This window comes from Brucella sp. NBRC 14130 (assembly GCF_040371715.1).
Taxonomy (GTDB): Bacteria; Pseudomonadota; Alphaproteobacteria; order Rhizobiales; family Rhizobiaceae; genus Brucella; species Brucella intermedia.
Window position 1 is genome coordinate 299,539 of record NZ_BAABTE010000004.1, and the last position, 14,626, is coordinate 314,164.

Consider the following 14,626-nt stretch of genomic DNA (forward strand, 5'->3'; position numbering starts at 1 on the left):
TGACAAATAGCCAAGGTGACGGAGGCGAGCGTGGTCGAGTTGGTCAACAATATCGAGAATTTGGAATTTATTATCACCAAAGCTCGGGAATATGATGTTCAGGTTCCCGCTACCGATGAAGACTCCGGATCCAACGCCAGCGATGACAACGAAGTTGATATTCTCGATGCCTCGCTGACCAATCCCACTCGAAAGGAACTTTTTGCGGCTATTCGTTCTCTGAACATAGACGAACGACAGGAACTGCTGGCGCTGATGTGGGTAGGACGTGGTGATTTCAGCGCCGACGAATGGGACGAAGCCCTGTCAACCGCTGCCGACCGCGATAATGGTCGGGAGGCCAAGTATCTTATCGGCACACCGCTTCTCGGAGATTACCTCGAGGAAGGACTGGCCGCTTTGGGCGTCGAGATTGAGGCTTACGATAATGAATAAGAAAAATTGATGCTTCCATGCAGCCTTCTGTTTTGACGCTGCAATGTCCGGGTATTAGTGTCAAAAAACAAACCGGGTCGGCTTGAAACGACCCGGGACATTAAGCGCGACGGAGGACGGCACGATGCTTCAGAAAAACCTCATTCAGAAAACGGACTTCTATATCGATGGCGCATGGCGCGCTCCGGTAGAGGCCAACTCCATTGAGGTCATTAATCCCGCTAACGAGAAGCCTTATGCCGTAATCTCTGCAGGCTCTGCGAAAGACATTGACCTGGCGGTCGCAGCTGCCCGCAAGGCATTCCCCTCCTGGAGCGAAACTTCTGCCGCGGACCGCATCGGTTATATTCGACGGCTCGTGGAAATTTATGAAGCCCGTCTTGAGGAAATGGCCAAGGCGATCTCGCTGGAAATGGGAGCGCCAATCACGCTTGCGCGGGAATCGCAGGCTGCGGCAGGCCTATCGCATACCAAAGCCTTCATCGCAGCATTCGAGAATTTCGAGTTCGAAGAGCTTCTTTCTCCGAAATTTCCGAACCAGACGATAGTGCGCGAACCGATTGGCGTTTGCGGCCTCATCACGCCCTGGAACTGGCCAATGAACCAGATTGCGCTGAAAGTTATCCCTGCGCTAGCTGTCGGCTGCACCGTCATACTGAAGCCATCCGAGATTGCCCCCATGTCGGCCATGCTCTTCGCCGAATTTGTGGATGAAGCTGGTTTCCCGCAAGGTGTGTTCAATCTCGTCAATGGCGAAGGTGCTGTCGTTGGTGAGGCCCTGTCGCAGCATCCGGATGTCGACATGATGTCGTTCACCGGTTCGACGCGCGCGGGCACAGCGGTCTCTCGAGCTGCAGCAGCAACGGTGAAGCGGGTTTCACTTGAACTTGGCGGCAAGTCGCCGAATATCGTTTTCGCCGATGCCGACCTCGAAAAGACCATTGCCCGCAGCCTTGCCCATTGTTTCGAAAATACCGGCCAGTCCTGCAATGCGCCGACGCGCATGCTGGTCGAACGTTCGGTCTACGACAAAGCGGTCGAACTCGCCAGGAAGGTGGCGGAAGGCACGAAGGTTGGTGACCCGGCAGAAGAAGGCAATCATATCGGCCCGCTTTCCTCTTCGATCCAGTTCGAGAAAGTGCAGAAACTGATCCAGAAGGGCATCGACGAAGGTGCTCGGCTTGTGGCTGGTGGAACGGGGCGTCCCGATGGATTTACCGAAGGGGATTTCGTCAAACCAACCGTCTTTGCCGATGTGAATAATGACATGACGATTGCCCGCGAAGAAATCTTCGGACCGGTGCTGGCCATGATCCCCTTCGATACGGAAGAAGAAGCCATCGCCATTGCCAATGACACGCCTTACGGACTTGCAGCCTATATCCAGACCGGCAGCCCGGAACGGGCGAAACGCGTGGCTCGAAAGTTGCGTGCCGGCATGGTGCAGATCAATGGCACGTCGCGCGCGCCGGGCAGCCCGTTCGGTGGCTACAAGCAGTCGGGTAATGGTCGCGAAGGCGGCAAATGGGGGCTGGAGGACTTCATGGAAGTCAAGCTCATCAGCGGCTGAACTTCCAATATAGCGATAAAAGCGCCGTTTAGCGGCGCTTTTTATTGCAAATCAGGGTTTATTCATAACACGGATGCGCTGCTCTCCACCAATATCTATCAATTGCGTGGGAGGCGGTATTTCATGAACGTCATGCGTGCCGAAGCTTTCTGGGTAAAACGCATAACCGGCAGGCGGCGGCGGCGGGTTTCGATCGTCAATCAGTCGACCGCCCGTCAGTTCAGTCATCGGGTCAGGAATGGCCGAAATCAGCCGCCGGGTATAAGGATGGGTTGGATTCGAGAATATCCGATCCCACGGACCACTTTCGACAATCTGCCCGAAATACATGACCGCCACCCGGTCGCTCATATGCTCCACGACGCTCAGGTCGTGGCTGATCATGATGTAGGAAAGGCCAAGCCGCTCCTTCAGCTCCAGGAGCAGATTGATGATCTGCGCCCGGATCGAGACATCAAGGGCCGAAACCGGCTCATCGAGCACGATGACTTTCGGATTAAGTAACAGCGCCCGTGCGATCCCTATACGCTGGCGTTGACCGCCGGAAAATTCGTGCGGAAAACGTCTCGCCTGCTCGGGTTTCAAACCCACGAGGCGTAGGATCTCTTCAATGCGACCGTCGATTTCGCTACGCGATTTCACGCCGTGAAGTCGCAAAGGTGCAGCGAGCGACGTGTACACCGTCTGGCGAGGATTGAGTGAAGCAAACGGATCTTGAAAGACCATCTGCGCCATCTTCGACCGTTCCAGACGGGAAGGTTCATTCTTGCCTGTGATCGGACGTCCTTCAAAATAGATTTGCCCACTGGTCGGTTTCTGCAAACCGACTATGGAGAGGGCCAGTGTGGACTTACCGCAACCAGACTCCCCTACAATGGAAAGGCACTCGCCTTTGTTAAGCGTCAGGCTGAGATTGTTGACGGCGCGCAACAATTGCTTGGAACGACTGAAAATTCCACCGCTCACCGGGAAGTAAACGCAGACATCATCGATGCGAACCAAAGGTTCTGCCAGTTTGGTTGAATGTAGATCATTCATGATGGAAGCACCTCACCTCACCGGCATCCTCAAGCGGCGTCCAGCCCGGCTTTTGCGCACGGCAAATATCGGTTGCACGCGTGCAACGCGGCTCGAACCGACAGCCTTTTGGAAAAGCGGAAATCGATGGCACGACACCCTCGATTTCCTGAAGCCGTAACTGGCCTTCCGTCTGGCGCGATCCAAGCTGCGGCAGGGACGCCAGAAGACCATGTGCGTAAGGATGTGCCGGATGATGAAACAGACCCGCCGTTACACGCTCCTCGACCAGATGCCCGGCATACATGACACCCACGCGACGACACATTTTCGCAATAACCCCAAGATCATGGCTGATCATGAGAACGGAAGTCCCTCGTGCCGTGCAAAGTTCCTGCATAAGACGCAGAATTTCTGCCTGAACAGTTACGTCAAGCGCGGTCGTGGGTTCATCGGCGATCAGCAGATCGGGATTGCATGCAAGGGCGATCGCGATCATCACACGCTGGCGCATGCCGCCAGACATCTGATGCGGATAGTTCTTCACGCGCTGCTCTGGGGCGGGCACCTGAACGCTGGCAAGCGCTTCAATCGCCTTGCGTTCTGCCTCATGCCAGGTTGCCCCGTGATGCAGCACAAACATTTCCGCAATCTGCCTTCCCACTGGTGACAGGGGATTAAGGGCGGTCATCGGTTCCTGAAAAATCATCGCGATACGATTGCCACGCAGCTTTCGCACTTCGCGCGACGACATGGCTCGCAGGTCCTGTCCTTTGAAGCGGATCGCGCCTCCGGTAATCGACAGCGGCTTACGCAACAGCCCTATCATGGACAGCGCGGTGATGCTCTTTCCGCAGCCGGACTCGCCCACCAGACCAAAGGTCTCGCCAGCGGCGATTGTGAAAGATACATCCTCGACCACGTTATGTTTGCTTGAACCGGAAACGATATCGATGCGAAGATTTTCGACTTCTAGAAGTGGTTGTTCGCTCATACTTTGCGCGTCCTCATATGCGGGTCGAGCCAGTCACGAAGACCGTCGCCGAACAAATTGAGTCCGAGTACCGTGAGGAAGATGGCCAGGCCCGGAAACACCGCAGCCCAGGGCGCATTCACAATCAGTTCTCGCGCATCGGTGAGCATGTTCCCCCAGCTTGGATCGGGGGGGCTGATACCGAGACCAAGGTAGGAAAGAGCTGCTTCCGCAAGGATAGCATCGCCCATTCCAAGAGTGCCGATAACAAGGATCGGGCCGATCATGTTCGGCACAATCTGCGTGATCATGATGCGGACATCGCTATAACCGAGCATCTTGGCGGCCTGAACATATCCCTGTTTCTTGAGAGAAAGGGTTGAGCTGCGCGCAATCCGGCAGGTCCAGGACCAGTTCGTCAAACCCAGAGCAAGCAGAAGGCTCGGCAAACCGGGGCCGAGGACAGCCATGATTGCCAGAGCGAAGATGAGCGACGGTATCGCCAGCATCAGATTTGTCAGACCGTTGACGAAATCGTCCCACCATCCGCCGAAATAGCCAGCGGAAATGCCAAAACACAAACCAATGACAGTGTTGATGCATTGCGAGACGACGCCGACGGTCAGCGACACCTGTGCGCCATAGAGGATGCGCGAGTAGACATCGCGCCCCTGTGCATCGGTACCAAACCAGAATTGTGCGTCAGGTGGCAGTTCGGCGTTCATCAAATCGGCATCAAGGACCGGGTTATAGTGGGCCAGCAGCGGCGCAAAAATCGCCGCCGCCGCGATGACGATGCATATGAAACCGCCGAATACGAGATTGAAACGGAGCTTCATGGGCTTACTCGTGGCTTATACGCGGGTCGATAACCGCGTAGAGGATGTCAACGATCGTATTGATAACCAGAAACCACAACACGATTACGAGAATTGCCCCCTGCACGACGGGGATGTCGCGCAGCGAAACGCTATCAATCAGCAAGGAACCAAGACCCGGCCACGAGAAAAGTTTCTCCACCACCACGGCCTGCCCCATCATCGATCCGAACTGCAGGCCGATAGTCGTGATGATCAGCACCAGCGCATTTCGCATGACATGCCATTTCACAAGCCGAAAGCTGCTCATGCCTTTGGAACGCGCTGTTCGAATGAAATCGGCACCCATCACTTCAAGCACGGCTGCTCGCGTCGTTCTTGCCAACAGTGCAAGGGGCGCGACACCCAGAGTGAGCGCCGGGAGGATAATATTTCTGATGCCGCCGTCGCCATAACCGAAGCTCGGCAGCCATCCGAGCGTCAATGCAAAGAGATACATGGCGAGCAGACCCAACCAGAATTGCGGCAAGGAAAGACCCGAAACCGCTCCTATCATGGTCACGCTGTCAAGAATGCTTCCGGGTTTCAACGCTGCGAGAAATCCGAGCGGCACCCCGATCAGGATAGCAAGTCCCATCGCGGCAAAAGCGAGCTTCAGCGTGGGCCACATTCGCTCCTGAATAAGCGAGATAACCGGCTGCCTTGAACGATAAGAAGTCCCTAGATCGAACTGCGCCAACTGAACGAGATAGTTACCGAAACGCACATGAACAGGCTTGTCGAGCCCGAATTCCTGGGTGATCTTCTCGACCATTTTCGGATCGTTCATGCCCTTGCCATTGGCGATAAGGCCGGAAGCGATGCTACCTGGAACCACGCTGAAGATAACGAAAATCAACAACGATACCGCCACGACCGTCGGTATCATCTGTAGGACGCGCCGGAAAATAAAATAGAGCACACGGTCCTCCTTTCGGATCAGCGCCGATTACGCTGGAGCAAAGGGGATCAGTGGCCCGCCCGAGAAAGAGCGGGCCGATCCAGAACAGCTGGAACTAGCGACCGGCCGGAACCGTGTCGTCCACCCAGAGCTTTTCATAGGACTGAACCGCGAGTTCCGCCGAGTTCGGCTGCAGGCCATGCAGCCATGGCTGGTGTGCCATCACTGCCTTGTTGTAGTTGAAGAACCAGACCGGCGCTTCTTCCTGCAACAGATTGTTCGCCTTCTTCAGAAGTTCGTTCTTCTCTTCTTCGGTTTTTGCCACCTTGGCTTCGTCGACAATCTTGTCGAATTCCGCATTGGAGAATTTTTGATAATTGCATGCGGATTGCGGCGTCGCGGAATAGAAGCACTGCATCGCGGTGAGTGCATCGGGCCCGCTTTCGAGCGACCACATATAGGCCTGGAAATTGCCAGCCGGAACCACATCAGCAAGCACAGAGGCCTCTACCGGCTTGGCCTTCACCTTGATGCCGACCTTGGCGAGCATCGGAATGATCGCCTGAACAATGGTCAAACCCCAGCTCTCATTCTGCGTTGCAGTCAGTTCGAACTCGAAACCATCTGGATATCCGGCTTCTGCGAGCAAGGCTTTCGCTTTTTCGGGATCATACGGATATGGCTTCGCATCCTTGTCGAAGGCTGGTGATGAGTTTGGAAGCCAACCTACAGCACGATAGGCCTTGTCCTTGACCAGACGCTTGATGATGAGATCGCTATCGATCGCGTAGTTGATTGCCTGACGGACGCGCTTGTCCTGGAACGGCTTGAATTCCGGGTTGAAGCCGACGGCGCGCGTATAAACTTCCGCCACCTCGACCATGTTCTTCGCCAGTTCGGGGTCGGCAAGATAGGCAGTGTACTGCGCGGGGCCAAGCACAGCAACATCGATTTCCTTGTTACGGAACGCGACATCGCGCGCCGCCGCATCACCCATGATCATGATATTGATCTTGTCGGCGTAAGGCTTGCCCTTCTCGTAGTATTTGTCCCACTTCTCGACCGTGAGGCGTGAGCCGGGAACATATTCGGCAAACTTGTATGGTCCGAGACCGACGGGGTGACGCTGAAACTCCTCACTGTCCCCCTCGCCTGCAGGATAGATTGCAGTGTTGTTACGCATAAACTGGAAACCCGGATCGATCGGCTGCTTCAATGTGATCTCGAGCGTATGGTCATCGATCTTCTTCAGACCGGAAATTTCCTTGGCCTTGCCCTGCGTATATTCCTCCGCCCCTTTGATCTCGGCAATATAGCGTGCTGGTGGGAATGCCTTTTTCGGGTCCATTATCCGTGTGTAGCTCCAGATAATGTCGTCTGCCGTCAAAGGCTTGCCATTGTGGAAAAATGCATCCTGACGAAGCTTGTAGGTATAGACGAGCCGGTCGTCGGACACGGCCACGTCCGTTGCAAGACCGAGCACCGGCTTGTTCAAATCGGCATCCCAATCATAGAGCGTGCGGTGGATAGCTTTGGCGTAGAACTCATCTTGCGTGGCAGGCGATGCCTGAATGTCCAGCGTCGAGAAGCTGTCGCCGTAAGGCGCGACAAAATTGATAACGCCCCCTGAACGCGGTTCATCCGCAGCATAGGTTGCCGTTCCCGTCAACAGAGCTGCGGACAGCGCCGCCAGCAATGCAAATTTTCTCATATTGTTCCCCTTCATAAGTGTCATTCTTGCGATTCAGATGAACCGTTCGTTCGGACAGTTCCACCGAAACTTCGCTGTCCGACATTGCGCCGAAGCGTTTCCGCTTCAATTCTTTTTATGATCCGGCAGGAACCGGAGTATCGCTTCACGACCGTTCGAACACGATCTCACCATCGCGCAGGGTAAGAACACAATGCGTGTCATTGAGAATTTCTTCCGGCTTTGCTGTGAGCATGTTGCGCGTGAAAACTGCAATATCGGCAACCTCTCCAGGTACGAGCTTGCCCTTCACATTCTCCAACTTCTGAGAAAAAGCTCCGAACTCGGTGTAAACCTGCAGAGCCTCTTCAATGGTCACGCACTCGCGGGCATCCATCACCGTCCCCTTGCCCGTTTCACGGGTCAGCATCGAATAGATATTCGGATAGGGATTGGGGTGACAAACCGGCGCATCGCTGCCGGTCGCGGGCTTGAAACCCAGGTTTTTCCAGGTCTTCAGCGGGTAGCTTGAAAGGGCGCGTTCCTCGCCGAGAACAGAAATATAGGCATCTCCAAAATCATAGATGAAGACCTGTTGCGGGCACGGATAAATGCCGGCCTTCTTCATCCGCTCGTGTTGCGCTGGCGTGGAGAAACCGCAATGCTCGATACGATGGCGGCGATCGGGATCGGGATAAGCGACTAGCGCCTTTTCATAGGCCGTGATCAGCTGGCCGATTGCTGCATCGCCGATAGCGTGGCATGCCAGTTGGTAACCCTTCTTATGCGCGTCCAGCACCAGCGCTTCCAATTCCGCGTCCGGTAATATCTGGACACCGATATTGTTGTCGTCGCCGAGATAAGGCTTGCTCATCCACGCGGTCCGCCCGCCTGCTGAGCCATCGAGGAAAATCTTGACGGCACCGACCGTCAGCATGTCGTCACCAACACCGGAAACAAGCCCTGCTTTATAGCATTCCTCAACGATGGAAGGTCCTGGGTCGCCAAGCAGTACGAGCCACGTGCGTACAGGCAAACGCTTTTGCAGCTTCGCGATGTTATAGGCACGGATTTCATCGAAGCCCGCCACCTGACCGACAGCGGCATCCATAACGCTGGTAATGCCGTAGGAAAGAAGCAGATTGCCCGCAGCTTCGATGGCTTCGATCATTTCTTCCGTCGTCGCCTTGGGGATAGCCCTGCGAACGGCGCCTTGAGCATTTTCAGCCACCATTCCGGTCAGAACGCCATTTTTCTGCTCGATCAAACCGCCTTCCGGTACCGGGAAGTTTTCATCCACACCCGCCAGCTCAAAGGCTTTCGAGTTGAAGATCGACACGTGGCCACAAGCACGTACAAGCATGACGGGATGGTTTGGAGCGACCGCATCGAGCTCCGACTTATGGGGATGACGACCGATATCGAGCTTGGTCTGGTCATAACCGCGTGCTTTGATCCAGGTCCCGGGAGGCGCAGAAGCAGCCTTCTCGCGAATGGCATCAAGCAGGCTCTGTAATGTTGGCGCGGCCTGCGGTGTCGCATCAATCCATTTGAGTGTAAGCCCGACCGAGATAAGATGCAGATGGGCATCATTTAATCCGGGTGTCGCGAAGCGCCCTTCGAGGTCGATCAAACGGGTTTTGTCGCCCTTCAAGGACCATATCTGGTCCTTCGTACCCGTAGCAAGCACCTTGCCTTGCCAGATGGCCAGGGCTTCAACTGTGCCCTCTTCGTATCCACACCAGATCGTACCGTTATAAACTATGGTATCGGCACACAATTCGGGCATTACAGGCATTTCAGCGATCCCCTCCCTACGTCACGCTTATATAAGTATAGGGAGATTTCCATTGATGCTTTGACCGATCAAGCCGTGGATTTGTTAAATTTGTAGGGGGCAAATTGTTCAAAATGACAAGTCTACGGTCAATTTGCCGAAATTTCTGCAAAATTGAGGTGAAACCGGCCGATCAAATCGGCAAAGACTACCGCCAAATGGTTGTCGCCGCCTCTGGCCTGTCAACAATCACAGCTTTAAAATATCCGCTGACACGCAAATGATAGGCAGCATCGCTCAACAGAGCACGATCTCAAGAAGCGAATTGTCGACATACCCCCGACCCATTCCTTGGCGACTGACGATACCAGCGCAATTGGCCGTTAAGGGATGGGCAAGGGGGCGTCCCGGTTCACAAAGAACGATACGCCCCGTCAAAACGGCAATAAAACGATCAGTATGCCGATCCCTGCGTGTGTTCTGCCAACTGTTCGGGAGGCAGCAAATCGGCGTGATGGGCGCGTGCGACATCCGGATGCGACCGGAGGCGACTTTTGAGATTATTTGCACCTACCTCGCGGAAGATCGGATTAAGCGCGTCCACAGTCACGCCGCGTTCCTTGGTCTTCAACTCCTCCGGCAAATCGATAACCGGAATAGTCGCATCGTAACGAGCGCCAAGGAAGAACGCGACTGAGAAACGTTCAACACCTGCTGGCGGCGCGACGACGCCGTGTACATCCGCCCGCACGAATCCGTTCGTGGCAAGCTCAAGCAGTTCCCCGGTATTGATGACAAAGGTGCCTGGGACTGGAGGCGCATCGATCCATTCGCCATCTTCGCGTTGAACCCTCAAACCGGGAACAACATCCTGCAGGAGAACAGTAACGAAGCCGCCATCCTTATGGGCACCCACCCCTTGTTCGCTTTCCGCCACATCGCGGCCCGGATAACGAATGATCTTCAAGAGCTGAGACGGATGCGGTTCGTAAATCTGGGCGAAAAAGTCTTCCGGCTGTCCCAATGCAGCAGCGATGGCTTTCAGAATGTCAATGCCGACACGCGTCACCTCGGCCTGATAGGCAAGCAGCAACGGCTTGAGTTCCGGCAACGCATCCGGCCATTGGTTCGGGCCGATCAGACGCTTCCACGCCGGGCTGTCCGAACCAATTACAGCGGGCTCCGATTCAGTATTGATATCCAGCTGTTCACGCCAGTCCTGCTGGCCGCGTGTCCGTTCAAAGCCAGCTCGATTGTAGCCTCGAAAATGGGGCGACTTCACCATTTCGATCTTCAGCTTTTCTTCCGCGGGCAGTGCGAAGAACTTCTTCGCCGTACTTACCACGTCTTCCACGAGTTTCGGATCGACGCCGTGGCCCGTAAGATAGAAAAAACCGTGGTCGTGAAGCGTCCGGCGCAATTCTTCAATAAAGCTGCCGCGCTCCTCCGCACTTCCGTTGAAACGGGACAGATCAAGCAAAGGCAGGTTGATCGGCGTGGTATGTATGGTCATGGAAACCTCCTGAAAATTCTTAGCGCGAGCGACGGCTGCGGGCCACGCGGTAATTGACAAGGCGAGCGGCATAATCGCCAGTAATCTGAATGGATTGCACGATTGCAACCAGAATGATGACAACGGCTATCATGACTTCCGGCATGAAGCGTTGATATCCGAAACGAATCCCGAGATCGCCCAGGCCACCGCCGCCGACCGTTCCTGCCATCGCCGAGTATCCGACAAGGCTGACAAGGGTAACCGTTTGCCCGGCAATAATCCCTGGCAGTGCCTCTGGGAGCAGCACCTTGAAGATGATCTGGATAGGCGTCGCACCCATGCTTTCCGCAGCCTCGATCAGGCTTTGGTCTACTTCACGCATCGCCGTTTCCGCCAGTCGCGCGTATAAGGGTACGATTGCCACTGTCAGAGGAACGATGGCCGCATAGGTGCCAACCGTGGTTCCGGCAATCAGGCGCGTCAGGGGAATGATCGCCACCATCAGGATGATGAACGGCGTGGATCGAACCAGATTGACGATCGCGCCTGCTATGCGGTTGAAAGCCGGTCGTTCAAGAAACTGGCCCGGGCCGGTAACAATCAGCGCGACGCCCAGCGGTAGGCCGATCAAAGTGGACAGGACAGCTGATGCGGCCACCATAATGGCCGTCTGCCTCAGCGATTCAAGCAAGAGCCCGGCGAGCGCCGGGGGAAGCAGATCGGACAACATGGCCGATAACCTCTCCATGAAGATTGAGTGAAGAAAGATAGCTTCGGACAGCGGCAAGATCAGCCGGACCGTGCTCAGCGACAAGCGTCATGATGCCCAGAGGTTTGCTGCAAATATAGTCTATACGTCCATGCAGTATGTTCGGATTTATCCCGAAACGCTGCACAAGCGTTGCAACGACAGGCGCATGGGCGGCATCACCGGAGAATACGATCCGCAGAACGGGATCCGATCCCGCTACAGGTTCCGGCAGTAGCCGCCGAGACACTTCCGCCGGAAGATCATGAGCAACGATGCTTGCCAGAAACGACCGGGCGGTCGGGGATTGCGGAAAAGCGAAAACATCGAAAGTCGGACCACTTTCAACGATCCTACCGCCATCGAGAACCGTCACATAGTCAGCGATGTCGCGTACTACCTCCATTTCATGCGTGATAAGCACAATCGTCAGGCCGAGGCGTCGATTGATGTCTTTCAATAAAGAAAGAATTTGTTCCGTGGTTTCGGGATCAAGCGCTGAGGTAGCCTCATCGGATAGCAGGACGCTGGGCTCCAGAGCCAATGCCCGCGCTATGCCGACACGCTGCTTCTGACCGCCTGACAGTTCCGATGGATAAGCACCGGCCTTTTCCTTGAGCCCCACCAGCTCTAGCAGATCGTTAACACGCGATTTTATAGTTTTCCGATCAATACCGGCGAGTTCCAACGGCAGAGCTACATTACCATAAGCAGTTCGTGAGGAAAGGAGGCTAAAATGCTGAAATATCATTGATACTTCACGCCTGACCTGCCGTAGTTCTTCTTGCCGGAGCGTTGTGATCTCACGGCCCGAAAAAAAGACTTTCCCATCGCTTGGATGCACCAGTCCGTTCAGGCAACGGACCAGTGTACTCTTCCCCGCACCTGAGCGGCCAATGATACCGTGAATGGTTCCCTTTTCAATCTGAAGCGAAACATTGTCGATGACCGGACCAGCCTTCTCATCATAGGTCTTTGTCAGCGAACGTATGTCGATGATCGACTGCGGTGGTGTCATATCACCCAGCGCCCTATTCGACACATTTTCGCTGCGTACGAGCACGTTCATCTCTACCAACCCGCTATGATGTTGCCGCCGAATTTCTTCTCGATGAACGCTTTGACGTCTGGAGACTTGTAGGATTCGATCAGCGTCTGGACCCACGGCGCATCCTTGTTCTTTTCCGCGACAGCAAGCAGGCAGAAATAATCGGATAGCTGATCTTCAATCAAAATCGCATCACGGCTCGGCACCAGCCCGGCACTCAGCGCGAAATGCGAAGTGATAACGGAAAAATCCACGTCTTCCAGCGACCGGGGAAGCTGGGCCGTTTCCATTGGAATAATTTTGACCTTCTTCGGATTATCAACGATATCGAGTTCGGTTGCGTTGAAAGTCACCCCTGGTGTGAGCTTGAGAACGCCCCCCGCCTCGAGAAGTTTCAGGGCACGACCCGCATTGCTGGGATCATTGGGGATCGAAATCTGTGCCCCCTCCGGCAGTTCGCCAAGTGATTTATATTTGTGCGAATATCCGGCCATCGGCAACAGCACAGTACGCCCGCCGACGGCAACAAGGCTGAGACCTCGATCCTTGTTCTGCTGGTCGAAATACGGTGTATGCTGGAAGCCATTGGCGTCGAGATCACCATCATTCGTTGCCGGGTCGATCAGTGCGCCGTCCGAGAACTCCACAATCTCTATTTCCAATCCCTTTGCCTTGGCGACGGGTGCCAGTGCTTCGGCGATTTCCGCATGTGGACCAGAAGTCACGCCGAAACGGATTTTTTCCGCAAATGCAGGTGAAGCGAGGAGGACGGAAAAGAGTGCTGCGGAAACAGCCCCGCGCAACAATGAAACTGGATGCATGTCATTTTCCCTGTAGTTGTTTTTGAGGCACGCTTACGCAGCGCGCCGTTTGCGTTCATTGTTCCACTGTGCCAGCCTTGAACTGGCTTCCTGCAGCGTTTCTTCGCGCTTCGCGAAACAGAAACGCACATGGCTGCGCACATCGCGCGCACCGTAAAAGGACGAGATGGGCACAGGTGTTACGCCTGCTTCAAGCGTCAAACGTCGGCAGAAATCGAGATCATCATCTCCGCTATCAAGTGCTCGTATGTCCGCCACCGCAAAATAAGTGCCTGGTACATCGGCGACTTCGAACCCCGCAGATTTCAGCCCTTCGACCAGAAAGTCTCTCCGTGATGCCAGCGCCGCACGAAGGCCGGTGAAATAACTGTCCGGCAAGCTTAACCCGACCGCCACTGCCGTTTGCAAAGCCGGGGGCGTGGTAAAGGTTACATACTGATGCGCGCGGGCAATTGGCGCAAGAATCGTCTCGGAGGCGGTAACATAACCAACCTTCCAACCCGTCAGGGAAAAGCTCTTTCCGGCAGAGCCAATACGCACCACACGGTCACGTATTTTTTCAACGCTCCATAAGGAATGAAACGGCCTTTCATCGAAGACGAGATGCTCGTAGACCTCGTCCGATACGATCAGAAGATCATGCTTGATGGCGAGATCGGCGAGAAACTCCAGTTCATCGAGATCGAATATTTTGCCTACCGGGTTCATCGGCGTGTTGACGACAATCAGCCTCGTCCGTGAAGAGATGACTTTTGCCAACTCTTCTCGCGGTAATTCCCACAGAGGCGGCTTCAGCCGCACTGGGACCACCGTTCCTCCAGCACGACGAATAAGCGTTGCATAAGCATCGTAAGCTGGCTCGAACAGAATTACCTCGTCGCCCGTGTTCAGATGTGCCAGAAACGTATCGGCTAGCGCTTCCGTAGCGCCGGAAGTGACGAGAACTTCCTTTTCCCAGTCAATGTCGAGGCCAAGAAAACGTCTCGTGTTTTCTGCAACCGCCTGACGGAGGACGGGCAGGCCCATCATGGGTGGGTACTGTTGTGAAGTTTCACGAAGAGCGAGGGCAGCAGCGTCAAGGAGTTCAGTTGGCTCAAAGCCTTCCGGGAAACCCTGTCCCAGATTAATAGCTCCGCGCTCACCGGAAAGCCGCGACATCGCCTCGAAAATCGACGTTCCCGCCTCACCGAATATCGGACTAACCATCGGCGCTCCCCTTTCGCAATCGAACTTACGGGGAGAAGATAAAGCCTATAAAATCAGTAGACAAAGCATGGACTTGCCATCCCGGACA

At 54.9% G+C, this 14,626-nt stretch carries 13 protein-coding genes; 2 read left to right on the top strand and 11 right to left on the bottom strand.

Annotated features, from left to right (window positions below; genetic code table 11):
• Nucleotides 1-30: 30 nt before the first annotated feature.
• Both ABWW28_RS10145 and ABWW28_RS10150 read left to right on the top strand, forming a co-directional pair.
• Nucleotides 31-435 carry a DUF3775 domain-containing protein gene (locus ABWW28_RS10145; protein WP_176587644.1) on the top strand — a complete coding sequence of 135 codons (405 nt, stop codon included), beginning with the start codon at nt 31-33 and terminating at the stop codon, nt 433-435.
• Nucleotides 436-559: 124 nt separating this feature from the next.
• Nucleotides 560-2,005 (top strand): aldehyde dehydrogenase family protein, encoded by a 1,446-nt coding sequence (locus ABWW28_RS10150; RefSeq protein WP_176587643.1) that lies wholly within the window; start codon nt 560-562, stop codon nt 2,003-2,005.
• A 51-nt stretch (nt 2,006-2,056) separates the two neighbouring features.
• Here the strand turns inward: ABWW28_RS10150 and ABWW28_RS10155 are convergent, their stop codons facing one another.
• The 11 genes from ABWW28_RS10155 to ABWW28_RS10205 form a co-directional block, all read right to left on the bottom strand.
• Nucleotides 2,057-3,043 (bottom strand): ABC transporter ATP-binding protein, encoded by a 987-nt coding sequence (locus ABWW28_RS10155; protein ID WP_176587642.1) that lies wholly within the window; start codon nt 3,041-3,043, stop codon nt 2,057-2,059.
• Nucleotides 3,036-4,016: an ABC transporter ATP-binding protein gene (locus tag ABWW28_RS10160; protein ID WP_176587641.1), complete on the bottom strand. Its 981-nt coding sequence runs from the start codon at nt 4,014-4,016 to the stop codon at nt 3,036-3,038. The genes ABWW28_RS10155 and ABWW28_RS10160 overlap by 8 nt, the downstream gene beginning before the upstream one ends.
• Complete coding sequence (locus ABWW28_RS10165) at nt 4,013-4,834, bottom strand: ABC transporter permease (protein ID WP_113476870.1); 822 nt, start codon at nt 4,832-4,834, stop codon at nt 4,013-4,015. The genes ABWW28_RS10160 and ABWW28_RS10165 overlap by 4 nt, the downstream gene beginning before the upstream one ends.
• 4 nt (nt 4,835-4,838) lie before the next feature.
• Nucleotides 4,839-5,774 carry an ABC transporter permease gene (locus tag ABWW28_RS10170; protein WP_006469040.1) on the bottom strand — a complete coding sequence of 312 codons (936 nt, stop codon included), beginning with the start codon at nt 5,772-5,774 and terminating at the stop codon, nt 4,839-4,841.
• A gap of 94 nt (nt 5,775-5,868) precedes the next feature.
• Nucleotides 5,869-7,464, bottom strand: coding sequence for an ABC transporter substrate-binding protein (locus ABWW28_RS10175; RefSeq protein WP_176587640.1), 1,596 nt, complete (start codon nt 7,462-7,464; stop codon nt 5,869-5,871).
• Between the two features lie 145 nt (nt 7,465-7,609).
• On the bottom strand, nt 7,610-9,232 hold the full coding sequence (locus ABWW28_RS10180; protein WP_376780801.1) for an amidohydrolase: 1,623 nt from the start codon (nt 9,230-9,232) through the stop codon (nt 7,610-7,612).
• 442 nt (nt 9,233-9,674) lie between these two features.
• Nucleotides 9,675-10,733, bottom strand: a complete 1,059-nt coding sequence (locus ABWW28_RS10185) for an isopenicillin N synthase family dioxygenase (protein WP_176587638.1) — start codon at nt 10,731-10,733, stop codon at nt 9,675-9,677.
• Nucleotides 10,734-10,752: 19 nt separating this feature from the next.
• A complete protein-coding gene (locus tag ABWW28_RS10190; protein ID WP_176587637.1) occupies nt 10,753-11,445 on the bottom strand; it encodes a methionine ABC transporter permease in 693 nt (230 codons plus the stop codon).
• On the bottom strand, nt 11,399-12,532 hold the full coding sequence (locus ABWW28_RS10195) for a methionine ABC transporter ATP-binding protein (RefSeq protein ID WP_210268867.1): 1,134 nt from the start codon (nt 12,530-12,532) through the stop codon (nt 11,399-11,401). Before ABWW28_RS10195 ends, ABWW28_RS10190 begins: the two co-directional genes overlap by 47 nt.
• 2 nt (nt 12,533-12,534) lie before the next feature.
• Nucleotides 12,535-13,332 (bottom strand): MetQ/NlpA family ABC transporter substrate-binding protein, encoded by a 798-nt coding sequence (locus tag ABWW28_RS10200; protein WP_176587636.1) that lies wholly within the window; start codon nt 13,330-13,332, stop codon nt 12,535-12,537.
• 33 nt (nt 13,333-13,365) lie between these two features.
• A complete protein-coding gene (locus ABWW28_RS10205) occupies nt 13,366-14,538 on the bottom strand; it encodes an aminotransferase (protein WP_176587635.1) in 1,173 nt (390 codons plus the stop codon).
• Nucleotides 14,539-14,626 lie beyond the last annotated feature (88 nt).